The organism is Mycolicibacterium elephantis DSM 44368 (assembly GCF_004014805.1).
Lineage (GTDB): Bacteria > Actinomycetota > Actinomycetes > Mycobacteriales > Mycobacteriaceae > Mycobacterium > Mycobacterium elephantis.
The window spans coordinates 1-25344 of sequence record NZ_ATDN01000013.1; the positions used below are offsets into that span (position 1 = coordinate 1).

General features: G+C 67.9%; 23 protein-coding genes and 1 tRNA gene. 14 read left to right on the forward strand and 10 right to left on the reverse strand.

Annotated features, from left to right (window positions below):
• From MELE44368_RS10795 to MELE44368_RS10805, 3 genes are all read right to left on the reverse strand, one after another.
• A partial coding sequence (locus MELE44368_RS10795) for a PP2C family protein-serine/threonine phosphatase (protein ID WP_164890089.1) occupies positions 1–1453 on the reverse strand: 1453 nt, incomplete at its 3' end.
• Positions 1450–1914 (reverse strand): FHA domain-containing protein FhaB/FipA, encoded by a 465-nt coding sequence (locus tag MELE44368_RS10800; RefSeq protein WP_128108478.1) that lies wholly within the window; start codon positions 1912–1914, stop codon positions 1450–1452. The genes MELE44368_RS10795 and MELE44368_RS10800, both read right to left, overlap by 4 nt.
• Before the next feature lie 117 nt (positions 1915–2031).
• Positions 2032–3534: an FhaA domain-containing protein gene (locus tag MELE44368_RS10805; RefSeq protein ID WP_128108479.1), complete on the reverse strand. Its 1503-nt coding sequence runs from the start codon at positions 3532–3534 to the stop codon at positions 2032–2034.
• A gap of 257 nt (positions 3535–3791) precedes the next feature.
• Between MELE44368_RS10805 and MELE44368_RS10810 the strand changes: the two genes are divergently transcribed.
• From MELE44368_RS10810 to MELE44368_RS10830, 5 genes are all read left to right on the forward strand, one after another.
• Positions 3792–3874, forward strand: a tRNA-Leu gene (locus tag MELE44368_RS10810).
• A 644-nt stretch (positions 3875–4518) separates the two neighbouring features.
• Positions 4519–5157, forward strand: a complete 639-nt coding sequence (locus tag MELE44368_RS10815) for a hypothetical protein (protein ID WP_128108480.1) — start codon at positions 4519–4521, stop codon at positions 5155–5157.
• 36 nt (positions 5158–5193) lie between these two features.
• The gene (locus MELE44368_RS10820; RefSeq protein ID WP_128108481.1) at positions 5194–6834 is read left to right on the forward strand and encodes a hypothetical protein; all 1641 of its coding nucleotides are present in this window, start codon (positions 5194–5196) and stop codon (positions 6832–6834) included.
• 18 nt (positions 6835–6852) lie between these two features.
• Positions 6853–8226, forward strand: coding sequence for a hypothetical protein (locus MELE44368_RS10825; RefSeq protein WP_128108482.1), 1374 nt, complete (start codon positions 6853–6855; stop codon positions 8224–8226).
• Positions 8227–8337: 111 nt separating this feature from the next.
• Positions 8338–9519: a DUF7373 family lipoprotein gene (locus MELE44368_RS10830; protein ID WP_128108483.1), complete on the forward strand. Its 1182-nt coding sequence runs from the start codon at positions 8338–8340 to the stop codon at positions 9517–9519.
• On the opposite strand, the gene MELE44368_RS10835 is transcribed toward MELE44368_RS10830, so the two are convergent.
• Entirely contained in the window at positions 9503–10102 is a 600-nt protein-coding gene (locus MELE44368_RS10835) for a TetR/AcrR family transcriptional regulator (RefSeq protein ID WP_128108484.1), read from the reverse strand. The genes MELE44368_RS10830 and MELE44368_RS10835 overlap by 17 nt on opposite strands.
• 219 nt (positions 10103–10321) lie before the next feature.
• Between MELE44368_RS10835 and MELE44368_RS10840 the strand changes: the two genes are divergently transcribed.
• The 4 genes from MELE44368_RS10840 to MELE44368_RS10855 all read left to right on the forward strand — a co-directional run bounded on the left by MELE44368_RS10840 (position 10322) and on the right by MELE44368_RS10855 (position 14573).
• Positions 10322–12493, forward strand: coding sequence for a molybdopterin-dependent oxidoreductase (locus tag MELE44368_RS10840; protein WP_241566572.1), 2172 nt, complete (start codon positions 10322–10324; stop codon positions 12491–12493).
• A gap of 13 nt (positions 12494–12506) precedes the next feature.
• Complete coding sequence (locus tag MELE44368_RS10845; RefSeq protein WP_128108486.1) at positions 12507–13007, forward strand: pyridoxamine 5'-phosphate oxidase family protein; 501 nt, start codon at positions 12507–12509, stop codon at positions 13005–13007.
• 4 nt (positions 13008–13011) lie between these two features.
• Positions 13012–13491 carry a nitroreductase family deazaflavin-dependent oxidoreductase gene (locus MELE44368_RS10850; protein ID WP_064930055.1) on the forward strand — a complete coding sequence of 160 codons (480 nt, stop codon included), beginning with the start codon at positions 13012–13014 and terminating at the stop codon, positions 13489–13491.
• 119 nt (positions 13492–13610) lie between these two features.
• The gene (locus MELE44368_RS10855) at positions 13611–14573 is read left to right on the forward strand and encodes a ferritin-like domain-containing protein (RefSeq protein WP_128108487.1); all 963 of its coding nucleotides are present in this window, start codon (positions 13611–13613) and stop codon (positions 14571–14573) included.
• 165 nt (positions 14574–14738) lie between these two features.
• Here the strand turns inward: MELE44368_RS10855 and MELE44368_RS10860 are convergent, their stop codons facing one another.
• Genes MELE44368_RS10860 through MELE44368_RS10875 form a run of 4 tightly spaced genes read right to left on the reverse strand, consistent with a single transcriptional unit; the run spans position 14739 to position 17301 of the window.
• Positions 14739–15542, reverse strand: coding sequence for a thioesterase family protein (locus MELE44368_RS10860; protein ID WP_128108488.1), 804 nt, complete (start codon positions 15540–15542; stop codon positions 14739–14741).
• 21 nt (positions 15543–15563) lie between these two features.
• The gene (locus MELE44368_RS10865; protein ID WP_128108489.1) at positions 15564–15896 is read right to left on the reverse strand and encodes a GNAT family N-acetyltransferase; all 333 of its coding nucleotides are present in this window, start codon (positions 15894–15896) and stop codon (positions 15564–15566) included.
• A 7-nt stretch (positions 15897–15903) separates the two neighbouring features.
• A complete protein-coding gene (locus MELE44368_RS10870; protein WP_128108490.1) occupies positions 15904–16869 on the reverse strand; it encodes a pirin family protein in 966 nt (321 codons plus the stop codon).
• Positions 16870–16884: 15 nt separating this feature from the next.
• The gene (locus tag MELE44368_RS10875) at positions 16885–17301 is read right to left on the reverse strand and encodes an EVE domain-containing protein (RefSeq protein ID WP_046753932.1); all 417 of its coding nucleotides are present in this window, start codon (positions 17299–17301) and stop codon (positions 16885–16887) included.
• Positions 17302–17387: 86 nt separating this feature from the next.
• On the opposite strand from MELE44368_RS10875, the gene MELE44368_RS10880 reads away from it, so the two are divergent.
• The gene (locus MELE44368_RS10880; protein WP_128108491.1) at positions 17388–18962 is read left to right on the forward strand and encodes an acyl-CoA carboxylase subunit beta; all 1575 of its coding nucleotides are present in this window, start codon (positions 17388–17390) and stop codon (positions 18960–18962) included.
• Positions 18963–19087: 125 nt separating this feature from the next.
• Here the strand turns inward: MELE44368_RS10880 and MELE44368_RS10885 are convergent, their stop codons facing one another.
• The gene (locus MELE44368_RS10885; RefSeq protein ID WP_046753934.1) at positions 19088–19378 is read right to left on the reverse strand and encodes a WhiB family transcriptional regulator; all 291 of its coding nucleotides are present in this window, start codon (positions 19376–19378) and stop codon (positions 19088–19090) included.
• Between the two features lie 347 nt (positions 19379–19725).
• Between MELE44368_RS10885 and MELE44368_RS10890 the strand changes: the two genes are divergently transcribed.
• Positions 19726–20463, forward strand: coding sequence for a helix-turn-helix domain-containing protein (locus tag MELE44368_RS10890; RefSeq protein ID WP_128108492.1), 738 nt, complete (start codon positions 19726–19728; stop codon positions 20461–20463).
• A gap of 8 nt (positions 20464–20471) precedes the next feature.
• On the opposite strand, the gene MELE44368_RS10895 is transcribed toward MELE44368_RS10890, so the two are convergent.
• Positions 20472–21749: a MinD/ParA family ATP-binding protein gene (locus tag MELE44368_RS10895; RefSeq protein ID WP_128108493.1), complete on the reverse strand. Its 1278-nt coding sequence runs from the start codon at positions 21747–21749 to the stop codon at positions 20472–20474.
• Between the two features lie 548 nt (positions 21750–22297).
• Between MELE44368_RS10895 and MELE44368_RS10900 the strand changes: the two genes are divergently transcribed.
• Genes MELE44368_RS10900 through eccA form a run of 3 tightly spaced genes read left to right on the forward strand, consistent with a single transcriptional unit; the run spans position 22298 to position 25343 of the window.
• A complete protein-coding gene (locus MELE44368_RS10900; RefSeq protein ID WP_128108494.1) occupies positions 22298–23152 on the forward strand; it encodes an ESX secretion-associated protein EspG in 855 nt (284 codons plus the stop codon).
• 6 nt (positions 23153–23158) lie between these two features.
• Positions 23159–23629, forward strand: coding sequence for a YbaB/EbfC family nucleoid-associated protein (locus MELE44368_RS10905; protein ID WP_409366114.1), 471 nt, complete (start codon positions 23159–23161; stop codon positions 23627–23629).
• Entirely contained in the window at positions 23622–25343 is a 1722-nt protein-coding gene (eccA, locus tag MELE44368_RS10910; protein ID WP_128108495.1) for a type VII secretion AAA-ATPase EccA, read from the forward strand. Before MELE44368_RS10905 ends, eccA begins: the two co-directional genes overlap by 8 nt.
• Position 25344: the final 1 nt, after the last annotated feature.

Below are 25344 nucleotides of genomic sequence, written 5' to 3' on the forward strand. Positions count from 1 at the left end.
CGGGCGCCGGCGTGCCGGGCGGGGGCGGTGCGGGCGCCGGCGTGCCGGGTGCCGGTGGCGGCGACGTGCGCGGGCTCTCCGGCGCGGGTGTCCGCTCGGCGGTTGTGCGCGGAACATTGGGCAGCCCAGGTGAATTCGTCGCTCCCGGCGAGTGCGGCGACGTCGTGGTGGTGGGCCGTGGCGGAGCCGGTGGCGGGCAGACGGGCAGCAGCGAATCGCGGGCCAGTTGGCTGATCTGGTTGATGGCCTCGTCTTCAGAACCGGTGGGCAGGCCGGCTTCGACCTGGTACCGCTCGGAGGGTTTCAGGTCTTCGACGCGGAACAGTTGACAGTTCTCGGGCGCCTGCCCGGGGCTGACGAGATTGAGCCCGTTGTGCGGGGTCAGGCAGCCCTGCCGGTACACCTCCTGCAGGGAATAGCCGAGAAACGACCCCGGCACCCCGCGCATGATCGACACCACCCCGTCGTGACTGCTGACGTAGAAGTTGCTGCGCACGACCTCGCGGCCGATGGCGAGCCCGGCCAGCACCACCAACACCACCAGCGCCGCGGCGATGAAGATACGGCGCCCCGACCCCGGCGGAGCGGCCGGCTCTTCGGCTTGCGGCAGAGCACGTTGGACTTCGTTGCGGCGCGGGTTGAACGCCGAAGCCCGGCCGGCCGAGGTGTCGGGCGGGGCGACCTGGTCGTCGTTGCCGGACACCGCGCCCGCCAGGATCGGTTGGGTCTGGCCGTAGTCGTAGTCGACGACGTCGGCCACCACCACCGTGACGTTGTCGGGTCCGCCCCCGCGCAACGCCAATTCGATGAGGCGGTCGGCGCTTTCGGCCACGTCGGGAATCTGCAGGGCCTCCAGGATGGTCTCCTGGCTGACCGGGTCGGACAGCCCGTCGGAACACAGCAGGTAGCGGTCGCCGGCGCGGGCCTCGCGCATGATGAGCGTGGGTTCGACCTCATGGCCGGTCAGAGCGCGCATGATCAGCGACCGCTGCGGATGGCTGTGCGCCTCCTCGGCGGTGATGCGGCCCTCGTCGACCAGCGTCTGAACGAACGTGTCGTCCTTGGTGATCTGGGTGAGTTCGCCGTCGCGCAGTAGATAGCCCCGGGAGTCGCCGATGTGGACGAGACCAAGTCGGTTGCCCGCGAACAGGATTGCGGTGAGCGTGGTGCCCATGCCCTCGAGCTCGGGATCGGCCTCGACGTGAGCGGCGATGGCCGCGTTGCCTTCCCGAACCGCCTCGGCCAGCTGGGCCAGCAGGTCACCACCGGGCTCGTCGTCGTCGAGATGGGCCAGCGCGGCGATCACCAGCTGAGAGGCCACCTCGCCGGCCGCGTGCCCACCCATACCGTCGGCCAGCGCCAGCAGCCGCGCGCCTGCGTATACCGAGTCTTCGTTGTTCGCTCGGACCAGGCCGCGGTCGCTGCGCGCGGCGTATCGAAGCACCAGTGTCACGGGCGCAGCTCGATTACCGTCTTGCCGATCCGAATCGGTGTGCCCATCGGAACCCGTACCGCCGTCGTCACCTTCGCCCTGTCAAGGTATGTGCCGTTGGTCGATCCTAGGTCTTCGACGTACCACTCCGAGCCTCGAGGCGACAGCCGGGCATGCCGGGTCGAGGCGTAGTCGTCGGTGAGCACCAGCGTGGAGTCGTCGGCGCGGCCGATGAGTACCGGTTGGCTGCCCAGCGTGATGCGGGTGCCGGCCAGCGCGCCCTCGGTGACCACCAGCTGCCGGGGCACGTTGCGCCCGCGTGTGGGCAGCAGGGACCTCCGCAACGGCAGGCCGCGACGCACCATGACCGCACCCGTCGGTGCGTAGAGATCGGTGCGCAGGATGCGCAGCACCGACCAGATGAACAACCACAGCAGCAGAAGAAAACCGACGCGCGTCAGTTGCAGAACCAACCCCTGCATCTGACGTCCTCTCCGTCTCCATCCGTGCTGGCCGTCCCGGCGCAACGTCACGATACTTGGACGGCCATCCACGTGAGGGTGAAGCGACCAGCTTCGCCCCCAGTGACGGCCGTTCCGTCAGTGCATGCGGACGATGATCTCGGAGTGGCCCAAGCGAATCACGTCGCCGTCGGCCAACTGCCACTCCTGCACCGGCGCGTTGTTCACGGTGGTGCCGTTGGTGGAGTTGAGGTCCGACAGCAGCGCCACCTGACCGTCCCAACGGATCTCCAGGTGACGGCGCGACACCCCGGTGTCCGGCAGCCGGAACTGCGCGTCCTGGCCGCGGCCGATGACGTTGGAGCCTTCACGCAGCTGATACGTGCGGCCGCTGCCGTCGTCGAGCTGGAGGGTGACCGAGGTGCCCGCGGCGGGGTAGTCGGCCTGGCCGTAGCCGGCGCCGTATCCGGCGGGCTGACCGTAGTCGTACCCGCCGCCCGCGGGCTCGCCGTAGCCGGGCTCGGCGTATCCACCGGCGGGCTCGCCGTAGCGGCCGTAGTCGGGCGGGGCGCCAGCCGGGGCGCCAGCCGGGGCGCCATAGCCCTGATCCTGGCGGCCGTAGCCGCCGCCGTAGCCGCCCTGATCGGGGTGGCCGCCGCCCTGGTCGGGGTAAGCGGGCCGCGGTTCGTGCCTGCCGTAGCCGCCCTCGTCAGGCCGGGGGCCGGGCTGACGGCCGTAGTCGTAGTCCGCGGCGGGCGCGCCGTAGCCGGGCTGGCCCCCCGGAGGCGGGCCGTAACCCGCGGGAGCCTGGCGGTAGCCCTGGTCGGGGTAGCCGCCACCGGGCGGCGGACCATAGCCGGCGGGCGGACGCTGCTCATACGACGACGGCGGGTAGCCGCCCTGGTCGGGGTAGCCGGCCTGGTCGGGATAGCCGCCCTGCTCCCCGTAGCCCTGATCGGGGTAGCCGCCGTGGTCGGGGTAGCCGCCGTGGTCGGGGTAGCCGCCGTGGTCGGGGTAGCCGCCCTGGCGCGGGGGATAGCCTTGGTCGCCTTGCGGCGGAGGCGGCGGCGGGTAGCCGGCCTGCTCCTGTGGCGGGTACGGACCGCGCGGGTCCTGCGGCCGGTCGTACCGGTCGTCGTAGGGCTCGTCGGTGGGGCGCCCCGGACCCTGACCGCCGCGGTAGCTTGGGTTGTCGCTCATCGGTGGTACTCCTGATTCTGCGTTAGAAGAGAGTTCTCGAGGTGGTGGGGCGGGCTCGCCAGTGGTCGTGTCAGGATTGACCGCGCCACGCGCGCGAAACTGTCCGGTGTGCAGGTTGGATGATTGTTCGAACCTGACGACGACATCAGCATATGTTTGCCATCCCTGCTCATGGATGTAGCCCTCCAAGTGCTTGGCGAAAGTCGCTGATGTCAGGTCGGGGTCGGCGCTCACCTTCTGATAGTCAGGCACACTGAGCGTAATGACGTAGTCGTTCGGAGCCAAAACCCGGCCGCCGAGCACCTCACGCGCGCCGGCGTCGGCTTCTCGGCGCAGCATCGCCTCGACCTCCTGCGGGACTATCGCACCGCCGAAGACCCGCGCGAATGCGTCACCGACGGTCGACTCGAGCTTGCGCTCGATACGGTCGACCAGACCCATGTCACCGCCTGCCTCACTCGTAGGTATCTGTCGATTCTGCTCACGACTTTGCTCACCAGCGTGTCGCTGGCCACATCGCTCAATTGCATGGTATCGGCCCAGCACACGCCAGTGGGACCAACAAAATCGTGAGAGTTGCATTCAAGCAGCTCAGAGGCTCGGCAACGGTCGGCGTCGGCGCAGGTGGCGGGCCGTGGGGGAGCATCGGTACGGTTGAAGAGTCGGGGCGCCTGCGTGATAGGCTCCCCCGGTTGTTGGGGCGAGTGGCGGAATGGCAGACGCGCTGGCTTCAGGTGCCAGTGTCCTTCGGGACGTGGGGGTTCAAGTCCCCCTTCGCCCACAATCGCAGAGGTCGCGGACTCGGTGTCCGCGACCTCTTTGTGTAGCGAGTGCAGCAGAGGCCGTTTGCACTACTGCCGCGGCTTAGCGCGGCGCAGTCGCGCCGCGTCGGGTCTTTGGGGGTGTCGTAGCGACGTGGCCAGCTGACAATTTCAGGCCCGGCTTGGCTACGCGTCCGTCCACGGTTCTGGAATCGGTGTAGCCTCGTCCGCACCGCTTGGCGAGCCGCCGTGGGACCATCGCGGCCCACACCTGGTGCCGCCATACAAAGGCAACCGGTGGCCCCCGCCAGACCGCTGACCCCGGTCGGATCGAGGGTTCCCAGGAGGCTGCCAGTGCCGACGACGCGCCACGCTTCACCGCGGCCGCCGTGGTGGGTAACGCTCGCGGCCACCCTGGCGCGCGGGCTCAGCGCGCTTCCGTGAGGCTGGCCGGAGCACGAAGACGATAGCTGCTCCGCATACTGGCGAATGCCCACGGCAACTGATCAAAGTTGAGAAGACCGGTGTGACAACAGCATCGACGCCTTCTCAACTGTCGCAGCGACGCTGTGGGTTGGTTGCGCTTTCAACGAGTAGTCAACTACGCATGCCATCTGGTTTGCAGCGAAATACGTTCCGCTCGACTGCAAAACAAGGAGATCGCATGGTTGAAAACCCTTATCTCGGTCATCCGAGCCCCAGCCTGGCTGACGCGTGGGCGATGGGTTTTGTCTCGGGTTACGCCGACGTGTCAATCCCGCTCGACCCGCCTGACGAAATGGACGCCAACGACGGTACGGCGTATTCCGAGGGTGTTCAGGCGGGCCGGCAGGGCGCTATCGATGGCCTGGACATCGGCCGGTGCATTTCCGCCGGCGAGCCGTCGCCGGGTGAAGGGTTCGCCCACCTGATCACCGGAGCCGAAATCCTACACGGAGTCTACGAGCTGGTCGCACTCGCGAAAATCGCTGCAGGAGTGGCCGGTTTGGTTGTCGCACTGATCGAGATCGGTGCTTCAGCGCGGGCCGTTCTGCCGTTGAATCAGACCGCATTACCGGAGGCAGCCGATCCGCTGCTCGAAGCCATGGACGCCTACGGCGTCGGGTCACTCGAAGTCTTTGCCGGTATTGGGCGCGACCCGCTCAGCCATGACTGCGAAATCCAGCTGACCGGCCTCTACCCGTCGCTCGACGATGCGAGAAGCGCGGCCTTGGCCATGGAACGGGCTGACTGGCTCATAGTGAGCTGGCGAACCGATCAATGTGGAAGCTTCCGTGTCGTCGAAGCGGCACCGCAACAGTAATCAAACCACTCGAGTCAACGAAAAGGACACGCAGCCATGCCTATTGACAATGAACCCCGTGCGCTGGCAGCAAGCATGCTCAGCGAGATCATCACCGATATCCGCGCATCGAGGCCTACCCGCAGCGACGGCTCCACGACCACCGGCTATGTGTACTGCCAAATGGTGCCGGGTCTGATGGTCAGTCCACGTGACTTCGCCAAACCGTGGAGCCCGATCGGCGGGGTGGCAGAGCTGAGATCCGGTCAGCGCCCGGCAGATGGGGCGACTGATCCACCGGAGTCGGTAAGCCCTATCATCCGCCGCGCCTATGATGCGGCATTCAAGACGTTCAACTTCTTCGACAAGATGCTGATGGTCACCGATGACGGTACGACACAATACTATTCGGGTGGCGGACGTCATGTGGCCTTCCAGTACCAGAACATTCTCAGTTCGATGACCGCGAAGCCCACTCCCCCCCGCTCAGCCGAGGAGCAGGCCCGTCTCGACGCTGCGACGGCGGTGCTTGAAGACGCCGACGGCAATGACACGCCAAAGTATGCGCGCTACAAGAAGAATCGCAATGCCTACGCGAAGGCGATTGGGGATCTGGCGGCCCAGGAGATCACCTTGCTCAACGATCCCGAACGGGGTCCAGCGGCCGGAGCCCTGCTGTTGCCGTTCTCGGCGGCCGTCGATGACGCCAGGGAAAAGTGGATGTCGCAGGGCGCCGCCGAGGTAGAAGCCGCGTTGGCGACCCGCGCATCCGTCGGCGTGCCGCTGAGCGAAGGCGCCATTCTGCGCGCCAAGAACCTCTTCGGTGCGTGGCAGGCGGCGATTCCGGGTATCCCCGGCGGTCTGGACGGGCGGATTCCCTACACCTATATCTTCCCAAGCGAGTGGAGTCAGATCGAGACGCAAGACATCGGGTGGACGACCTTGAAGCACGACTCTCGGACGTACCGAACGCATTTCGAGAAGCACGGGCACTCTCTGAACGCCGGACAATGGTCCGGCAGCTCGGAGTCGAGCAGCGGAACCGCCGGAGTCGGTATCTTCGGATTCGGCTTCGCAGGCAATTACTCGGAGTGGGAATCCCAGTCGAATTCCAGCTACTCGAACTCGGCTCACGACGGCACCACGTTCAGCGAGAACGCGACCAACCTGAGCATCGAGCTGGAATACGGCATCTGCGAGATCTCGCGGCCGTGGCTGGTCACCGACGTTTTCCACCTCGGCGGCTGGTATCTGCCCGGTCAGCGCAGGGGCGCCATCAGCACCGGGAGCATCGCCGATCAGGTCGGCGACCACGACAAGTTGCTGCCTATGTTGCCCACCGCGATCGTAGTGGTCCGCAACGTGCGGATCACTGCCGAGGACTGGGGATCTGACAAGGCAACTCTGGAGAGTTACTGGAGCAACGGACACCGCTCGGACAGCAGCGGAGGGGAATCGATCGGCGGAAACGTCAGCGTCCCAGTGTTCAGCTTCCTTTCCCTTACCGGTGGTTATCGACACGACGAATCGGAATACAAGGGCGATTTCCGCGACGAGGCCGGCAACGACGTCCGCAACGACTTCGGTGCCTACTTCGAGGGCAACACCCTGGTCATCAACGGTGCGCAAGTGGTGGGTTGGCTGGGCGAGATTCTTCCGCTGTGCCCGCCCGAAGACGACCCGAACCTGCCCGAATAGGCTTAGGAGAACTGCATCATGCCGACCACACTGGACGATCTGGCCACGGGGTTGCAGAGCTTTTTCGCCGATCGCTTTCCGCTGGGCGGAGACGGTGGACCCGGCAGCGTCTTGCTGGTGTTCGACCCTCTCGGACATCCACTGTCAGTACGGGAGTTCGGCAGCGCGGTTGGCGGCGGAGTGGGTGGATTGCTCGCCCATCAGCGCGCAGCGGCGCTCGCCGACCAGATCCCGGCGGCGAATGCGCTCGGCAACGGTTCTTATGTGCCACGGGGAGGATCGGCGCTGTCCCGCTGGTACCGCGATCTCGTGCGCGGCAGCAACGGCCCGCCGGCCAGTAATCCCGACGCCCGGGCCGCGTTCGAAACGGCCAAGACCGAGGCCATCAATGCACTGGCCAACTGCGAGCTGGTGCTGGCGGCAAGTCCCGACGGCTCGCCGTTGCCCGCCGGCGTCAATGTCCGGTATTACGCGACCTCGATGGTTCCAGTGGACTGGTTTGAGCCTGGTTCAGATTCTTGGCAGACCTATAGCGTCGGCGCTGCCGAGAACCCACCGCCGGACCACCAGGCACCGTGGTACGTGCCGGTGCCGCCGCGCGAATACCGGCGTATCCCCCCGGTCGGTCCAGAAGAGGACCCCTTCATCTGGCCCGAGGAGATACCACCCCACCTACGCCAGCTACGAGCGGTGATCAACCCGGCCGTCACCGATTTCGTCCGGGCCGCGACTCTCACCGAAGGCGGCGTCGACGATGCCGACGACGAGGTCGGGATCGGCCTGGACGTGACACCGATCGCCACACCGATCGCCACAGCCGCCGGAGCCGCGCGGGGGCGGTTACTCAACGCCGTGGTCAACCCCGAACTGGCCGCGGCGGCCGGTCGTGTTGTCCTACCCGTCGATGAGACCGTCGTGCATTCCCCAACCTTCCGGTGGAATCCGGCAGCCATTGACGTCCTCGCTGAGGTGTCCGTGATCGACTCGGTCCTTGCCGGGACGACGTCTGAGAAGTCGACGTCGAGCAACTTCTCGGTCCGGTTCGATTACTGCTTGGTCCGCTTCGATCGGCCGTGGTGGGACGACGCCTTTCTCGCCAGGAACGACTGGCAAGTGCCCGGTTACGAGGCACACCAGCTCAGCAGCGGACGTGGCGCCGAACCCCATGATCCGTTGACCCTCATCACGGTCGGCATGCTCGTGGTGCGAAACCTGAGGGTGACTGCTGAATGGAGCGAGAGCGACATCGACGCATTACCGCGCAGCACCAGCCTTGGGCCATTTTGTATAGCTGCAGCTGAGTTCGACTCGGCGACCGGCACACTCAGCCGTGACGGACACCAGGCGATCGCGTGGCTGTGTCAGGTACCTCCGCCGCTGCCGCCACTGTGAGGGAGCGCGCGGCTGACACCGCGGCGCAGCTCAGGACCGCAATATCCGCGGACGAAACGCATCCGGCACTCCTGACGTCCATCTTGGAGCTGACCGGGTAGGTTGCCATTGATGCGCCACCCAGTTCTCGTCCTTCTCTTTGTCATCGCGCTGACGTCCGCGGCGTGCAGCTCGACCGTCGCCGGAAACCCGGTGAAGGCGACGGGCGCGCAGGGGGCACTCGATTTCGACCAGCTCGACGTGGGTCCGTTCCCGACCAAGCCCAGTAAGCCGCTCGGCGTCGCAGGGGATCCGCTGCGCGGCATGGTGATCGAGGCACAGCGGATGGCCAACCACGTCATCGGCCCATGGGAGGTCGATCCCGCGCTGAAAGACTGGTTCGGCTTCGGCGCCATGGTGCTGCCGAAGGCCCAGGCCCTCGGGCTGATCGGTCCCGGCGAGCTCGGCATGGTGGTGAGTCGGCACAACTTCATCAACGGCTTCGCCACCGCGCGCACCGAAGAGAACAAGAAGCTGTTGTTGAACGCGGTCCTGCGGTTCCCCGACGACGACGCCGCCGAAGCGGCGGCCACCGCGCTGGGCGAGGCGGCGATGCAGCAGCAGGGCGCCGACGGTCCCGCGCAGACGACGGGCATTCCCCGCCATCCCGACGCCAAGGCCAACACCTACACCACGGTCGATCGGCAGGCGGGCAAGCGGCATGCGGTGCGCTCGTTCGCTGCCCACGGCCCGTATGTGCTGATGCAGCTCGCGCAGGCCCCCGACAGCGCGGAGCAGGCGGCTGAGCTGGTCGCCAAGACCCTGGATCTGCAGGGCCCCGAGATCGACCGCTTCCGCGCCACCGCACCGTCGGAGTTCGCCGACATCAGCATCGATCCGACCGGCTTGTTGGCCCGAGTGATTCCGGTCGAGGCGCCCGACCCGATGCTGACGAAGAACACCACCTATGAGCGCCGCGGCGCGCTGCACTTCCAGAGCGATCCCACCCGCTCGGCCAAGCTGTTCGCCGACACCGGGACCGACCTGGTGGCCATGGCCAAGGCCAGCGTCTATGAGGCCGAAGACCCGGCGGGCGCCAAGGCCGTCGTCGACGAGTTCTACGCCGAGGTGTCGCCGACGTCGAGACCGGCGAACCCGGTGCGCAACATGCCGGAAAGCCGCTGCATGCAGTTGAAGGACAACAGTTTCTACTGCCTGGTGACCGCCGACGAGTACGCGATCGAGGCCGCCGGGCCCACGCTGCTCACCGCTCAGCAGTTGGCGGCGGCGCAGTACATCATGCTGTTGAGCTGAGCAGGCCGTTCAGCAGCAGGTCGCTGAGTTCGGCGGCCGCGGCATCGACGTCTTTGATCCGGCGCACGCAGACCGCGTACCAGGCGCCGCCGGCGATCGCGTCCATGACGGTGTCGGCGCTGATGCCGTCGCGCGCCGTCCCGTCGATGACCGCCGCGCTCAGCCGGTGGGCCAGTTGGCTGCGCGCGGTGGCCTCCAACCGGTCGCTGAGCAGGCGGCGCATTCGGCGGTCCGACCGTAAGTCGTTGAGCAGACCGGGAATTGCTTCCCGCACGGCGGGATCGGTGTACATGTCCAGCGCGCCGCGGCACAGCCGGACGATCTCGGCGGCGAAGTCGTCGGCGGGGCGGTCGGGGCCGAGGTCGGGAAACAGCGTCTCGTGCACCAGATGCGCCTTGGAGCGCCACCGGCGATAGACGGCGGGCCGGCTCACCCCCGCGGTGCTGGCGATGAGGTCGATCGTGGTGGCCGCGTAGCCGCGCTCGATCAGCAGCCGACGCGTCGCCGCCAGCACCGCCGCGTCGATCGCCGGGTCCCGGCGTGACCCCTGGCGTCGATGCCGCGACGTCACGGTGTCGACCAATTCCGTCCCTCCACCCCGGTTTGTCGTTACAGTCTGTCACAACAAATTGCCCCTGCCGCGAAATAGCATTCCGGGCTGTTCAGAAACCGAAATCGCGACCCGGAATGCTATTTCGCGCCACCGAGCGAGGAGGCCGCCGTGACCGTCGAACTCAGCAGGCCCATAGCAGGTGTCGGCGAAGACGGGCGCCATCTGTACACCTGCCCGCTGTGCGAAGCCATGTGCGGGCTGGAGATCCAGGTCGAGGGCGGGCGGGTCGCCGGCATCCGCGGCAACCGCGAAGACACCTGGAGCCGCGGCCACATCTGCCCCAAAGGCGCCACCCTCGGCGCCGTGCACGAGGACCCCGACCGGATCCGCCGCCCGATGATCAGGGTCGACGGGCAGTGGCAAGAGGTCAGCTGGGACACCGCGTTTCGGCGCTGCACCGAACTGCTCGCCCCGATCATCGAGAAACACGGCATCGGTGCGGTGACCTGCTACACCGGCAACCCGCTGGCGCACTCGTTCTCGTTGGGCCGTTACACCGGTGTGCTGCTTGGCATGTCGGGCATTTCGCTGTCCTACTCGCCGGGCACCGTCGACCAGTGGCCGAAAAACCTGTCGTCGCACCTGATGTACGGCGGCTGGTGGACCTTCCCGGTCCCCGACATCGAGCGCACCGACCTGCTGGTGGTGATGGGGGCCAACCCGGCCGCGTCGCAGGGCTCGCTGCTGGCCGCACCCGACGTGATGGGCATCATCGACGGAATCCGAAAGCGCGGCAAGGTGATTGTCATCGACCCGGTGCGCACCGCCACCGCTGACCGCGCAGACGAATGGCTGCCGATCACCCCGGGCACCGACGCCGCGCTGCTGTTGGCCGTCGCTCACACGCTGTTCGCCGAGAACCTGGTCAACCTGGGCGCGGTGGGGCCCTACGTCGACGGCGTTGAGCGGATGCGGGAGGTGGCCGCCGGCTGGTCACCGGAGCGGGTGGCGGCGACGACGGGGGTGAGCGCAGACCGCATCCGGGCGTTGGCCCGTGAGCTGGCCGGCACCGAGCGCGCGGTGGTGTACGGCCGAATCGGCCTGTGCAACCAGGAGTTCGGCAGTCTAGCGAGCTGGCTCGTCGACGTCATCAACATCCTCACCGGCCACTTCGATACCCCCGGCGGTTCGATGTTCCCCCGTGCGGCGGCGTGGTCGGTGACGGTGCAGCCGATCCCCGGCCTGGAAGACGGCGCGCCGGACTTCGGCCGGTTCCGCACCCGGGTCCGCGGCGCCAAGGAAGTGCTCGGCCAGGTGCCGGTGTCGTGTCTGGCCGAGGAGATCACGACGCCGGGGGAGGGCCAGATCAAGGCGCTGATCACCGTCGCGGGCAACCCGGTGCTGTCCACGCCCGCCGGCCACAAACTCGACGAGGCGCTGCCGATGCTGGACGCGATGATCGCCGTCGACATGTGGATCAACGAAACCACCCGGCACGCCGACGTCCTGCTGCCCGCGCCGTCGCCGCTGGAACAACCACACCACGACGACCTGATCCTGCACTTCGCCATCAACAGCATCGCCAACTACTCGGCGCCGGTGTTCGCGCCCGAGGACCCCGACCGGCCCGAGGAGTGGGAGATCCTGATCCGGCTGACCGGCCTGTGCACGGGAACCCCCGCCGAGGACGTCGACGTCGCCGCCATCGACGACGGCTTCTTCGACTACATGGCGTTCACCCAGGGCTTCGACGGCGCGCAGCTGCGCAAGCACTACGATCACGGCGGCCCCGAACGCATCCTCGACCTCACCCTGCGCACCGGCCCGTTCGGCGACCGCTACGGCGAGAACCCCGACGGGCTGACGCTGGAGAAGCTCAAGGCCCACCCCAACGGCATCAACTTCGGCCCGATGGTGCCGCGGGTGCCCGAGGCGCTCGGCACCGCCGACCAGAAGATCCGGCTGGCGCCGCGGTATCTGCTCGACGATCTGCCGCGGCTGGCCGCGCGGCTCGAGCGCGCCCCCGAGGAACTCGTTCTGGTCAGCCGCCGACACCTGCGGTCCAACAACTCCTGGCTGCACAACGTCGCGCCGCTGATGAGGGGCAGGGACCGCTGCACCCTGCTGATGCACACCGACGATGCGGCCAAACGCGCGGTGACCTCCGGCGACCTGGTCACGGTGACCTCCGAGACCGGCAGCATCGAGGTGCCCGTCGAGGTGACCGACGCGATCATGCCGGGCGTGGTGTCGATGCCGCACGGCTGGGGCCACGGCAAGCCCGGCACCCGCATGGCGGTCGCCAATGCGTCACCCGGCGTCAACACCAACGTGCTGTCGCCACCCACGTTCCTCGACGAACCGTCGGGCAACGGCGCGCTCAACGGCATCCCGGTGACCGTCAGCGCCGCGGCGACCTGAAAGTATCTGGGGCGTGGGCAAGAACGAACGCGCGAAGATCGTCATGACCGACGACGAGATCGCCGAATACATCGAACGCAGTAGAACCGCCACCCTCGCCACGCTGTTACCCGACGGCCGACCGCACCTGGTCGCGATGTGGTACGGCGTGCTCGACGGGGAGATCTGGTTCGAGACCAAGGCCAAGTCGCAGAAGGCCGTCAACCTGCGGCGCAACCCGACGGTGACCGTGCTGATCGAGGACGGCCACACCTACGACACCCTGCGCGGCGTGTCGATCGAGGGCCGCGGTGAGATCGTCGACGACCCGGAAACCGCTCTGCGCGTGGGCATCAGCGTGTGGGAGCGCTACACCGGGCCGTACTCCGAGGAGATGCGCCCGTTCGTCGACCAGATGATGCGCAACCGCATCTGCGTGCGGGTGGTGCCCAGCCGCACCCGCAGCTGGGACCATCGCAAGCTCGGCATGCCCGAGATGCCGCTCGGCGGCAGCACCGCCCAGTACCTAGGTTGAGCGCATGGACCCGACGAAGAAGCCGAAACAGCTCAACTCGCCGATCGTCTCGACGGTGATGAAGTACGCGGGCAAGGCGCACGTGTGGGTGTATCGCCGCACCGGCGGACGGGTCGGCGCCAACTGGCGAGTGGGCGCGGGGTTCAAGAAGCCGGTGCCGACACTGCTGCTCGAGCACATCGGGCGCAAGTCCGGCAGGCGGTTGGTGTCACCGCTGGTGTTCATCTGCGACGGCGACGACGTGATCGTGGTGGCCTCCCAGGGCGGGCGCGACACCGATCCGCAGTGGTACCGCAACCTGGTCGCCAACCCGGATGCATACATCGAGATCGGCTCGGAGCGCCGTCCGGTGCGCGCGGTGACTGCCACACCCGAGCAGCGGGCGCGGTTGTGGCCGAAACTGGTCGAGGCGTACGCCGACTTCGACACCTATCAGGCCTGGGCCGATCGCGAGATTCCGGTGGTCATCCTGCAGCCACGCTGACGCGACTGCGATTTATCTCACACCGCCCCGTGTTCGGCTTCCCCGGCGACCGGGTAGCCAACGAGCAAGGTGCACCCCAGCGCCGACCCATTTCGTCAACGCCTAAGGGGCCAAATTTCATGACTACCGCTACAGGAACCACCTTGCTCAGGCAACTGCGCACGATGCTCGACCTGACCCACACCGAGATCCAGGTCGCCGAGACCCGGATCACGCAGGCCAGGACCGACGCCGTCCGCCGTGAGCTCAGCGAGAACGCCGAGAACGGCCGCATCCGCGCCGAGGCGATCGAGAAGGCGATCCGCGACCTCGGCGGATTCCCTGACACCGTCGGCCCGTTCTTCGGCCGCGCCGCCGCGGCGGTGAAGGCGCTGACCGAGCAGGCGCAGCCGTTCGACGAGGCGCTGCTCGGCGACCTGGCGCTGGAGAACCAGCTGCTGGATCGCGCTCGCTACATCAAGGCGCTCGCCGTTTCGGCCAAGCAGCCTGAGATCCAGGACCTCGCCGACCGGTTGATCACCGCGCATTCGGCGACCGTGCACTGGCTGACCACGGTGTTGGCCGAGGACGCGCTTGGCGGGCCGGCCGCGCTGCAACGCACCCCGATGCAGGCCGCCGCCGGCACCGCGGTAAAGCTGGTCAACCTGCCGGGGCAGTGGTCGGCTCAAGGGGTCGAGCGGGTCGCCGAACTGGTGCGCTCCGCCGGGCCGGCCGTCGAGGACCTGCGTGAGCGGGCGCGACGTGCCAGCGAGATCACGCTCAAGGCGCTTGGCGCCTCGCGGGACGGCGCGCTGAAGCGGGCCGAGGACGTGGTGCGCCGTGAGGGCGCCGGCGACGCGGCCGATGCGCTGCACAAGGCCCGCGCGGCAGGCGGTTTCGTCGACGCCGACGAGCTGCCGATCGAGGACTACGACGAGCTGAACCAGAACGACGCGGTCGCCGCGGTGAAGGAACTCGACGATCCGAGCGACATCCGCACGATCATCGCCTACGAGGAGATGAACAAGAACCGTCAGCGGCTGGTGTCGGCGGCGCAGACGCGCCTGGCCGCCATCGCCCAGGAGGTCGTCGGCCTCAGCTGACCCGAGAGCATGGAAGCACCCCGCGGACATTCCGTGGGGTGTTTTCTGTTTGCGCCTCTGCGCCCGGGGCCTTTTGCGCCGAGTTCTGCGCCAGGGCTGTGGAGCGGCGAAAACCACGACCCTGCGGCAGAATTCGCGCGGCGTGACGGTCGGCCCGCAGCGGGTTTACAGGCGCGGCGGGGAGAAGCCGGGGTTGGACAGCGCGTTGGCCACGCCGCTGCCGATCGGGCCGTGCTCGTCGACGATCGTCGCGCTGCCGGTGGCCACCCCCGCGTCGCTGTAGTGCGTCAGCGCCGCCAGCCCCAGGTACGGCCCCTTCGGCAGGCGGGCCAGCGTCAGCGTGTAGTCGGCGTTGATCCACTGCAATCCGCTGGGCCCGAAGTGCGTCAACGAGCTGACCATGTCCCCGGCCATCGCCGCGCGGGTGAACGGCGTGAGCTCTTCGCCTGCGATCAGGGGGCGGAAGTCGTGCACCCAGATGTGTTTGGGACCGGAGTGCTGCCAGTTCTCCAGGCCTTCGCCGGGACCGGGTTCGCGGTTGTCCTTGCCGTAGGTCCACACCAGGGTGGACAACCCGCGCGGGATCGGATTCGGTATCGCGGGAGGCGCGGGCATGGTCACCGGCGACGTCCAGATCTCGTCGGGCGGTTGCTCCCCACGGCGCAGGAACAGGGCGGTGGCCCGCGCGACGATGGTGTCGTTCTGCCGCATCAGCGCGTCGACCAGCTTCAGGCGACGACCCGCGCGGACGACCGCGGTCTCGACGCGAACCGGAGCCAGCGCCGCGGGCCGGAACAGGTCGACGGTCAGTCGGCTGGGTTGGAAGTCGGGTTCGCCGGCGTCGCGCTCGAGTACGTGGCCGAGCAGGCCGCCGACATAGTTTCCGCTGATCGTCTGCCCCCAGGGGCCCCGCGCGAGCGGGCCGGGGACATACGCGTCGCCGTCCGGGGTGAAAAGCGCCGTCGTCACCGCGAAGACGATAGCTGGCCGCTACCTGTCGGCCAGCCAGCGCTCCACGTCGGGGGACACCGGATCGACGGCGTCGGCGTACTCCTGATGCTTGTCGACATAGGCGGCCACCATCTCGCACACCGGCACGGTCCGCAGCCCGGCGTCGCGGGTCTGCTGCAGCGCTTCGCCGATGAGGATCGTGGCCAGGCCGCGGCCTTGATAGGCGTCGTCGACCTCGGTGTGGGGAAAGACGCGCTGGCCGTCACGGTCGGCGATCTCGGTGAACCCGGCGGTCTGCCCCTGCACCTTGATGCTGAAGCGGTCGGATTCCTTGACGACCTCGGTGGGTGCGCCGGTCTTGTCGGTGGTCATGGCCTATCTATACCCCGGGATTGCGGCGCGGACGCAGGGTGGCGTTGGGCAGTGCCGGGGCGGGCAGCCGCGGGATCGCACCCCGGTAGCCCTGTACTTCGCCGAAGCGGTCGTGGTGGTCCTGCCACTGCGCGCGGTACATCGCGATGTCGTCGTGGCTGCGGCCGACGAAGTTCCACCACATCATGAGCTCTTCGGGGAATGGCGGGCCACCGAGGACGATGACGCGTGCGGGGCGCGCAGCGCCGTTCGTCACGGTCAGCTCGGGATTGCCGGTCGCTTGGAAGGCCAGGTCGGCCACCTCCAACGCAGTGTCGCCGACGGCGACGCCGCCCTGGTCGAGCAGCACCCCGTGCTCGAATGTCGGGTCGACCTCCAGCGTCAGCTCCGCGCCGGGCTCCAGGTCGAGCTGTGCGCCGAGCAGCGGCGTGAACGTGTGCACGGGGGAGCGCTGGCCCGCGAGCTCACCGAGGAAGACCCGCAGCGTCGCCCCGCCGACCGCACGGGGAGTCGGCACGTAATGCGCGAAGTCGCGGCCGGTGTCGCGGTCGGCGTCCGGCAGCGCCACCCACAGCTGAACACCGTGCAGCACCGTGGTGGCCGCGGTGGACACCTCCGAGTGGCAGATGCCCGCGCCGGCGGTCATCAGGTTCAGCTCGCCGGGCCGCACCATCGCGTGCACGCCTGCGCTGTCGCGGTGCTCCACCTCGCCGCTGAACAACCAGCTGACGGTCTGCAGCCCGGTGTGCGGGTGCGGCGGCACGTCCATGCCCGGGCCGCTGCGCACGTCCTGCGGACCGTAGTGGTCGGCGAAACACCACGCCCCGATCAGCGAGCGTTCCCGCTGCGGCAGGGTGCGCCGCACCCGGATCGCCCGCGGCCCGCCCAGCGGCACCTCCCGCGGATGCAGCACACCCGCGAACGGCGATGCGACACAGGCGACTTCGGCAGGCGCGGGTTCGGTGTTGCTCACCAATCCACAGTAGGCCTACTTCGTACTCGTCATCGCCGAACGGATCACCTCCAGATCGCCGTCACCGATCTTGAAGACGCCGAACCGGAACTTGTATCCCCATCGGGACTTGTCCTCGACGAACTCGAGCTGTTCCAGCAGCGGACGGATGGGCGTTTCCGCGCAGTCGAGAAAATCGACATTGCGTCGCCACGGCCCATCGGGCGAAGCCTCGTCCTGATAGGGCTCGTCGTCGACGACCTGACCGATCGCGGTGAAGGCCTGCAGCGGCGGGCCGTCGGGATAGACGGTGCGCGGCGAATAGAACACGATCCAGTCGCCACGCGCCATCCGGCGCAACATGTGAGGCTTGCCGTGGGTGGCTTGGGTGAAGCGGCCACGCACCCCACGTTCGACGTGGTCACGGCTGACGGTGTTGATCCAGTTACTCATGTCCGCACGCTAAGCCGAAGCGCCGACAGAAACGCGCACGCCGACAGCCGCCTGTGGATAACTTCCCGGGCATTAGCATCAGCGCGATGACCGAGTCGGAGGGGCCGATCCGCGACGATCACGCCGAACTGCTGCGCCGGCGGGCGCTGACCGAGGACGCCGCCCGCCCCGAGGCCGTCGAGCGCAGGCACGCCGCGAACGGGCGCACCGCGCGCGAGAATCTCGACGACCTCGTCGACGCGGGCTCGTTCATCGAGTACGGACGCTTCGCGATCGCCGCGCAACGCCACCGCCGTGACCTCGAGGACCTGATCGCCCGCACCCCCGCCGACGGGCTGATCGCCGGAACCGCGCGCATCAACGGCGACCTGTTCGGCGAGCAGCGCAGCGCGTGCGCGGTGCTGTCCTACGACTACACCGTGCTCGCCGGTACCCAGGGCGCGCTGGGGCACCGCAAGAAGGATCGGCTGTTCGAGTTGATCGAGCGGATGCGCCTGCCGACCGTGTTCTTCGCCGAAGGTGGCGGGGGACGGCCCGGCGACACCGACTATCCCGTGGTGTCCGCGCTCGACGCGCGCGCGTTCAAGCTGTGGGCGGCGCTGTCGGGAGTGGTGCCGCGCATCGCGATCGTCAAAGGCCGCTGCTTCGCGGGCAACGCGGTGATCGCCGGGTGCGCGGACCTGATCGTCGCCACCGAAGACGCCTCGATCGGCATGGGCGGACCCGCGATGATCGCCGGAGGCGGGCTGGGCGACGTGGCGCCCGACGACGTGGGCCCGATCGAGGTGCAGGCCCCCAACGGGGTGGTCGACGTCGTGGTGGCCGACGAAGCCGAGGCCGTCGCGGTGACGAGACGTCTGCTCGGCTACTTCCAGGGCGTAACGGCGCCCGGCCCGGTGAGCGATCAAACCCGTTTGCGCACAATCGTTCCCGAACGCGCCCGCCGCGCCTATCAGGTGGCGCCGATCATCGAGACGCTGGCCGACGAGGGATCGGTGACGTTCCTGCGGCCCAAGTTCGCCCCGGAGATGGTGACCGCGCTGGCCCGTATCGACGGCCGACCCGTCGGCGTCCTGGCGAACAACACCATGGTGATGGCCGGGGCGATCACCGCGGCCGCCGCCGACAAGGCCGCCCGGTTCCTGCAACTGTGTGACGCGTTCGGGCTGCCGGTGGTCTCACTGATCGACTGTCCCGGTTACATGGTGGGCCCGGCCGCGGAGGCCGAGGCGTTGGTGCGCCGCGGCTCGCGGATGCTGGTCGCCGTTGCGGCGCTCGAGGTTCCGCTGATCGCGGTGATCCTGCGGCGGGGCTATGGGCTTGGCGCACAGGCGATGACCGGCGGCAGCCTGCATGAGCCGCTGCTCACCGTCGCGTGGCCGGGGGCGCACCTGGGCCCGATGGGCCTGGAGGGCGCGGTGCGGCTTGGGTTGCGCAAGGAACTGGAGGCGATTGCCGACGACGACGAGCGTGAGGAGCGGGTCCGCCAGGCCACGGCCGCCGCGCAGGAAAACGCCAAGGCGCTCAACGCCGCTCAGCTCTTTGAGATCGACGACGTGATCGACCCGGCGGAAACGCGCAAGCTCATCATCGACACCCTGACCGCTGCCACCGCGCACGCGCCGGGTCGTGTCGGCCGCCGGTTCGTCGACACCTGGTGAACGCGAACGTTCCTTACCACTCGAAAAATTGCCGAGATGTCGAGCGGTAAGGAACGTTCGGCGGCGCTGGACGCCAGCCCCCGCCGCCCGCCGCCGACCCCCCGAAACCGGCGGCGGACGTTCGATCAAGCGGGCTCGGCGTACAGGCGGCGGTCGCGAACCGGATAACCATTGCGCTCCGCCAGCGAGCGCAGCTGCCTCAGAGCAAACGTGCGGCCACGGCCACCCTCGGGCACCACGATGCCTGCCCACAACCCTTCCGCGCGGGGTAGCTCGCAGGCTTCCCGGGCGCACAACCATCGACGTGGGCATGCCCGGCAGATCGCCTTGGCCGCCTCGTCGGCCGACGTCGTCCATCGCTCGGGGTCTCGAGTGCAGGCGCCGACGGGCATCTCGTCCCAGTCCATTGCGTTCATTGCTGTCGCTCCTCTGCCGGTCTGCGGCAGGTGCGCCGCGATGACGACAAAGTAGCGAACTAAACCGTAGCGATGCAACAGTTACAACAATGGAATTTGGGGCGCTGGCCCCGCGAGTAGTGTGAATCGACGCCAACTCCCGGAGCAGAAGCGTTATGAACTGCGATGACATCGCAGCCAGCTACGCCTGTCGAAGATGTAGCAGCGCTTCAGTCCAGCCTCCATGAGAAGTCGTAGCTTCGCCACAGAAAGACACCGCCAACACCGCGCCAAGATGTAGCAGTTGACCGCAACACGGATAGGATTGCGGAGCCGTTCACCATGCGTAATCCGAGGGACCGCCAGTCATGAGCCAGCCCGATTCGACCGACGAGCCGGCCGAGATGCTGGACCCCGGCATGGTGCGTGCGGGGGCGGCGGCGGCCGCACGCCGACGCGAGCTGAACATCTCGCAGCGTCGACTTGCCGCCGAGGGCATCATCAACGCCGGCGCGCTGATCGCGTTCGAAAAGGGACGCAGCTGGCCCCGTGAGCGCACTCGGGCAAAGCTCGAGGAGGTGCTGCGATGGCCGGCGGGCACGATCGCCCGGCTTCGCGGCGGCGAGCCCGCGCCGACCCGTGCTGAGCCGCCCGCGGCGCCCGACGGCGACGAGATCCCGCTGATCGCCCAAGCGGTCGTCACCGCGGTGGGCACGTTTCGGTCGGCGATCGAGGCGCTACCGTCCCCGGACGCCCCCGAGTTCACACCTCGGGTGACCAAGATTCTTGCCGACCTGCGCCAGCTCGAGTCGGTCGCGGCGCGGGCCGCGCAGATCAGCCGCGTCACCCCGGCACTGATCAAGGCGTTGAGCGCGGTGCGGGGCCGCTACGACGAGCTCATGTTGCGGGCCGCGCGGTCCCCGCAGGCCACGCTCGGACAGCGGCTGTACGCCGCACGCCGCAGCGCCAACCTGACCATCGGCGAAACCGCCCAAGCCGCAGGGGTTTCCGAAGATGACATCGTCCGCGCTGAAGCCGAGGAACCGGTGTCGGCCACCGCCGCCCGTGCAATCGAGGAGTTGGTCGAACAACTCGACTGGCGGTGATCAACCGTTCAGTACCGCTCCCGAGCACGATCGTCGTGGCTGGGGAAGTGCTCGGCGAGCGCGGCGGCGATCTCCAGGAATCGCCGTCGGGTCGCCGGCGACATCTCTTCGGTGCGGTCGATCACACCGCCGGGCCGCAGATGTCCGTCGAACGGCACCTCGATGACGACCTGCCCCTGCCCCGAAAACTGTTGCCGCAGAATGGAACGCGTGCGCTTGTCGGCGTGCCCGTCGGAATCGTTGAGCACGATGACCGTGCGCTGCAAGAGCGACGTCAGCCCACGGGCGGCCAACCAGTCCAGCGTCTGGCCCGCGGCGGCGGCGCCGTCAACCCACGGCGAGGACACCACGATCAGCGCGTCCAGATCCCGTAGCACCTCCTGGGTGACGGGGGAGTCCATCGTGGAGCTGCAGTCGATGATCGAGATCGTGAAATGCCGGTCCAGCCGTGATGTGGCTTCGCGATAGATCGCGGGATCGAGCACCCGGCGGCGGGCCGGGGTCGCCTCACCGGCCAGCACGAACAACCCCGCGGCGTTGCTGCCCACCCGGCTGCGCACGTCGGCGAACGTCTCCAGGTGCTGGTCGGATGCCAGCTCCCAGTACGAACCCTGCGCGCGAGGGTCGATGCGGCTGCCCAACTTGCCGAAGGCGGTGTCCGCGTCGATCGCGACCACGCGGTCGTCCTGGCGCAGCTCGGCCAGCACCGAGCCGATGCTGGCCGAGACGGTCGTCTTTCCGACGCCGCCCTTGCCCATCACACCGATCTTGAAGTGGCCCCGCAGCGGCGCCTTGACCTTGGCCTCGAGTTGGGCCTGCCGCACCTCCTCGGGTCCGGGACCGAGGTTGACCAGCCCGAAGGTGGCTTTGTAAAGGGCCAGCCGCCAGCCGCGAGTCGGTGCCACCCGGCGCGCCGGCACCAGCTCATCGGCGCGGATCCGTTCGGCGTAGGAGCCGCTCGGCGGCCCCTGCGCGGCCGGTGGATATCCGGCGCCTGGCCACTGCGACGCCGGTGGTACCGGCGGCGCCGACGCCCGCGGCGGGCGGGGGCCTCTGGTGGGCGGGCCGTGCCACGGTCCAGCGTCGGGGCGCGGGCCGCCGGTCAGCGGTCCGGATCCGGGCGGCGGACCGTATCGCGGCGGCGGATAGTCGACCGGCGGGCGCGGCGGTGCCGGTGCAGCCTGCGCAGGTGTCGGCTCGGGTTCGGCGGCGGGTGGCTCGACGTCGGCCTCTTCGGCGCCCGCCCAGCCGGGTTCTCTCCGCAATGCGTCATCGCGGTCGGTCACTACACGTCTCCTCACCGAACTCGGGTGCGATGCAGGTCGGTCCCTTCCCAAGTATCAACTACCCCGGGTTAGCAAACATTTATGCACCCAGCCGGGGAGGGATCGGTGCTGAGGTGAGGCGGTTCTGCCGTGGGCATCTCTTGCCGAGTTCGGGACGGGGTTGCGCCGGGCTGCCACTGTCAGCGAAAAAGCTAGACCATCGACATACCTGTGTTGCTGTAGTTCCGATAGTCGCAGGACAACGTGTCTGACCAGCGAGAAATAAGGTTGCTACCAGCAACCGCCCTCTGTGAACCCCTGCTCACCGGTGTGCCGAAAAAATCATGGTCTACGCACCTCCGCGCCGCTGGTACCCTGTCTTGCGTCGAAGGTTCGCAAACCAGGGTCGAGGGGTGCGCCCCGCTCAGCGCGGCAAAGTGTCGTCGGCGATCTGGATCGCGGTCTGACCGGAATTGCACAGCACCGGGGTTGTTACCGCGGGACGACGAAACAGGAAGACGAGGACTTTCATGCCCGGCGGCGAGCTGCGCGGAACGCGACACCAATAGATGAGCGTTCCGCAATCCGCGTACCACGACGCCGCACACATCGACGATGTCGTTGGCGTCGAGGTCACCATCGACGGCATGTTGGTCATCGCCGACCGACTGGGGTTGATGGAGTTCCCGACAGCTCTGGGCATCCGCCTCAACATCCCGCAACCGGACCTGCGTGAAATCGTCTGGGACCAGGTCAGGCGCGATCTGACGGCACAAGGTGTTCTGGATGTTTTCGGCGAGCCGCACCCCGAGGTAGCCGCGATGGTCGACACGCTCAGCCGGTCCGACCGGACCTTGGAGGCTCGCTGGTGGCGGCGCGACGCGGGCGGCAAGATGGTCCGCTTCGTGGTAAGCCGAAAGGGCGATCGGCACGTCATCGCCGCGCGTGACGGCGACATGCTGGTGTTGCAGCGGGTCGCCCCGCAGGTCGGCCTCGCGGGCATGGTGACGACGGTGCTGGGCTCAGCGACGGCCGCCGACGTGGAACCGCTGACCGGGGTGGCCGCCAAGCTGGCCGAGTGTACGAGCGCAAACCAGATCGCGGCCTACGGTGTCGCACCCGCGTCGGCACGTGTGTACGCCGAGATCATCGCCGAGCCCGCCGGCTGGGTGGAGCTCACCGCGGTAGCGCGCCATTCCGGCGGCACCTTTACCCGAACCGATGTTGCCGCAGGGGTTTTGGATTCACCGCAGGGCCGGATCGTGTCGATACCGCGCAGGGTGAGCGGCGACCTGTACGGCAGCTTCCTGCCCGGCAGCCCCGAAAACCTGCAGCGTGCACTCGACGGGCTGATCGAGTTCCTGCCCTCGAAGTCGTGGTTCGACAACGCCGCATCCAACTCAGTCGATGCCGAGGGGGATTGAGCTGCCGTGACAGACAATCGCCCGCACGACGCCGACGACCTGGCCGCCGCACTCGACTTCTCGATCCCCGAGGAAATCTCGACGACGTCGGACCTCGACGCGCTGGACGTCGTGGCTCCGAGGAGCGCCCACGACGACCAGCAGGAGCCGGTGTTCACTGTCGCCAACCCTGACGGCTCCGTCACGGTGACGGCGTTCCCGAACGGCGGTGTGAAGCAGATCGAGCTGTCACCGAAGGTAACCGCCATGAGCGAAGCGATTCTGGCCGAAGAGATCTCGGTACTCGCCGACCTGGCGGCCCAGGACGCGAAGGCCGCGCAATACGCCTACATCTTCGACGAAATGCGCAGGCGTGGACATGACGACGCGGCCACCCGGGACTTTCTCACCCGCGATCTCGAATTGCCGACGCCGCAGCAAGCCCGGGCCGAACGGGCGCGTGTCTTCGCGGCCAGGTACGGGGGTCGCCATGGCTGAGCACCTGGCCGGCTTGTTCGGAAGTGCGGTGGGCATGCTGCCGAGCGCCCCGGCCCGCTCGTTCGAAATCTTCAGTGAGATCACCATGGCGGACGACGCCGCGTGTGACGCCTGGGTGGGTCGTATCCGGTGTGGCGACACCGACCGGGTCACCTTGTTCCGGGCGTGGTACTCGCGGGCCAACTTCGGTCAGCTCGCGGGCGCGGCCGAGATGTCCATGAACAGCCTCGGCGCCCGGGTGCCGATCGGTGGACAGTTCGGCGACATCACCTACCCGGTCAACTCGCCTCTGGCGATCACCATGGGCTTTGCCGTGCACGAAGCCTCCGTCGGCAATTACGCCGATGCGATGGATGCCCTCGATGAGATACCCGGTACGGGTGCGGAGCATTTGATCGCCTGGGCGAAGGCGGTCATCTACGGCGCTGCCGGACGCTGGACCGACGTCATCGACGAAGTCCGAGGTGCCGGCGGATGGCCAGACAAGTTCCTGGCCGCGGCGGCCGGCGTCGCGCACGGCGTCGCGGCGGCCAACCTGGGTCTGTTCACCGAGGCCGAACGACGGCTGACGGAATCGAATTCGTCACCGGCGGGAGAGGCCTGCGCACCGGCCATTGCCTGGTTCCTGGCGATGACGCGACGAGCCCAGGGCCATGAGGAAGCCGCGGCGGCGCTGCTGGAATGGCTGCAGGCCACCCACCCCGAACCCAAGGTCACTGCGGCTCTCAACGATCCGGCCTACCGGCTGACCACCACCACCGCCGAGGAGATCGCATCTCGCACGGACCCATGGGATCCGGCCAGCGTCGAGGAGGACAACTCGCGACGGGAGACGCTGCTGGCCGAGGCCGAGGCCGAACTGAACCGCCAGATCGGGCTGACCCGGGTCAAAGAACAGGTCGAGGCCTACCGGGCGGCGACCCAGATGGCCAAGATCCGCGCGGCCCGCGGCATGAAAGTCACCCAGGCCTCCAAGCACATGATCTTCGCGGGGCCGCCCGGTACCGGAAAGACGACGATCGCCCGTGTGGTGGCCAACATCCTTACGGGCCTCGGCGTGATCAGCGAGCCGAAACTCGTTGAGACGTCCCGAAAGGACTTCGTCGCCGAGTACGAGGGACAATCGGCGGTGAAGACCAGCCGGACAATCGACCGCGCGATCGGCGGAGTGCTGTTCATCGACGAGGCCTACACCTTGGTGCAGGAGCGCGACGGTCGCGCCGATCCATTCGGCACCGAGGCGCTGGATGCCCTGCTCGCCCGGATGGAGAACGACCGGGACCGGCTCGTCGTCATCATCGCCGGGTACAGCGCAGACATCGACCGTCTGCTGGAGTCCAACGACGGCCTGCGTTCACGCTTCGCCACCCGCATCGAGTTCGACTCCTACTCACCTGAGGAGATCGTCGAGATCGCGAAAGTCATTGCAAGGTCGACGGATTCGGCTCTCGACGAAGACGCCGCCAAACAAGTGCTCGAAGCCGCGACGCTGCTGAGCGAGCGTGAGCTGAACGGTAAGCCGGCACTGGACATCGCGGGCAACGGACGTTACGCGCGGCAACTGGTGGAGGCAGGTGAACAGAACCGGGACATGAGGTTGGCGCGTTCACTCGACTTCGACAGCCTCGATGTCGAGCAGCTCAGCGAGATCAACGGCGTCGACATGGCTGCCGCCATCAGCGCCGTGCATGCCCGATTGAGCGTAAACGAGTAGG

Excerpts from the sequence above, each read along its gene's own strand:
- MELE44368_RS10800 (WP_128108478.1), bottom strand. The coding sequence starts at position 1,914 with ATGCAGGGGTTGGTTCTGCAACTGACGCGCGTCGGTTTTCTTCTGCTG.
- MELE44368_RS10805 (WP_128108479.1), bottom strand. The coding sequence starts at position 3,534 with ATGGGTCTGGTCGACCGTATCGAGCGCAAGCTCGAGTCGACCGTCGGT.
- MELE44368_RS10815 (WP_128108480.1), top strand. The coding sequence starts at position 4,519 with ATGGTTGAAAACCCTTATCTCGGTCATCCGAGCCCCAGCCTGGCTGAC.
- MELE44368_RS10820 (WP_128108481.1), top strand. The coding sequence starts at position 5,194 with ATGCCTATTGACAATGAACCCCGTGCGCTGGCAGCAAGCATGCTCAGC.
- MELE44368_RS10825 (WP_128108482.1), top strand. The coding sequence starts at position 6,853 with ATGCCGACCACACTGGACGATCTGGCCACGGGGTTGCAGAGCTTTTTC.
- MELE44368_RS10830 (WP_128108483.1), top strand. The coding sequence starts at position 8,338 with ATGCGCCACCCAGTTCTCGTCCTTCTCTTTGTCATCGCGCTGACGTCC.
- MELE44368_RS10840 (WP_241566572.1), top strand. The coding sequence starts at position 10,322 with ATGTGCGGGCTGGAGATCCAGGTCGAGGGCGGGCGGGTCGCCGGCATC.
- MELE44368_RS10850 (WP_064930055.1), top strand. The coding sequence starts at position 13,012 with ATGGACCCGACGAAGAAGCCGAAACAGCTCAACTCGCCGATCGTCTCG.
- MELE44368_RS10855 (WP_128108487.1), top strand. The coding sequence starts at position 13,611 with ATGACTACCGCTACAGGAACCACCTTGCTCAGGCAACTGCGCACGATG.
- MELE44368_RS10865 (WP_128108489.1), bottom strand. The coding sequence starts at position 15,896 with ATGACCACCGACAAGACCGGCGCACCCACCGAGGTCGTCAAGGAATCC.
- MELE44368_RS10875 (WP_046753932.1), bottom strand. The coding sequence starts at position 17,301 with ATGAGTAACTGGATCAACACCGTCAGCCGTGACCACGTCGAACGTGGG.
- MELE44368_RS10880 (WP_128108491.1), top strand. The coding sequence starts at position 17,388 with ATGACCGAGTCGGAGGGGCCGATCCGCGACGATCACGCCGAACTGCTG.
- MELE44368_RS10885 (WP_046753934.1), bottom strand. The coding sequence starts at position 19,378 with ATGAACGCAATGGACTGGGACGAGATGCCCGTCGGCGCCTGCACTCGA.
- MELE44368_RS10890 (WP_128108492.1), top strand. The coding sequence starts at position 19,726 with ATGAGCCAGCCCGATTCGACCGACGAGCCGGCCGAGATGCTGGACCCC.
- MELE44368_RS10900 (WP_128108494.1), top strand. The coding sequence starts at position 22,298 with ATGAGCGTTCCGCAATCCGCGTACCACGACGCCGCACACATCGACGAT.
- eccA (WP_128108495.1), top strand. The coding sequence starts at position 23,622 with ATGGCTGAGCACCTGGCCGGCTTGTTCGGAAGTGCGGTGGGCATGCTG.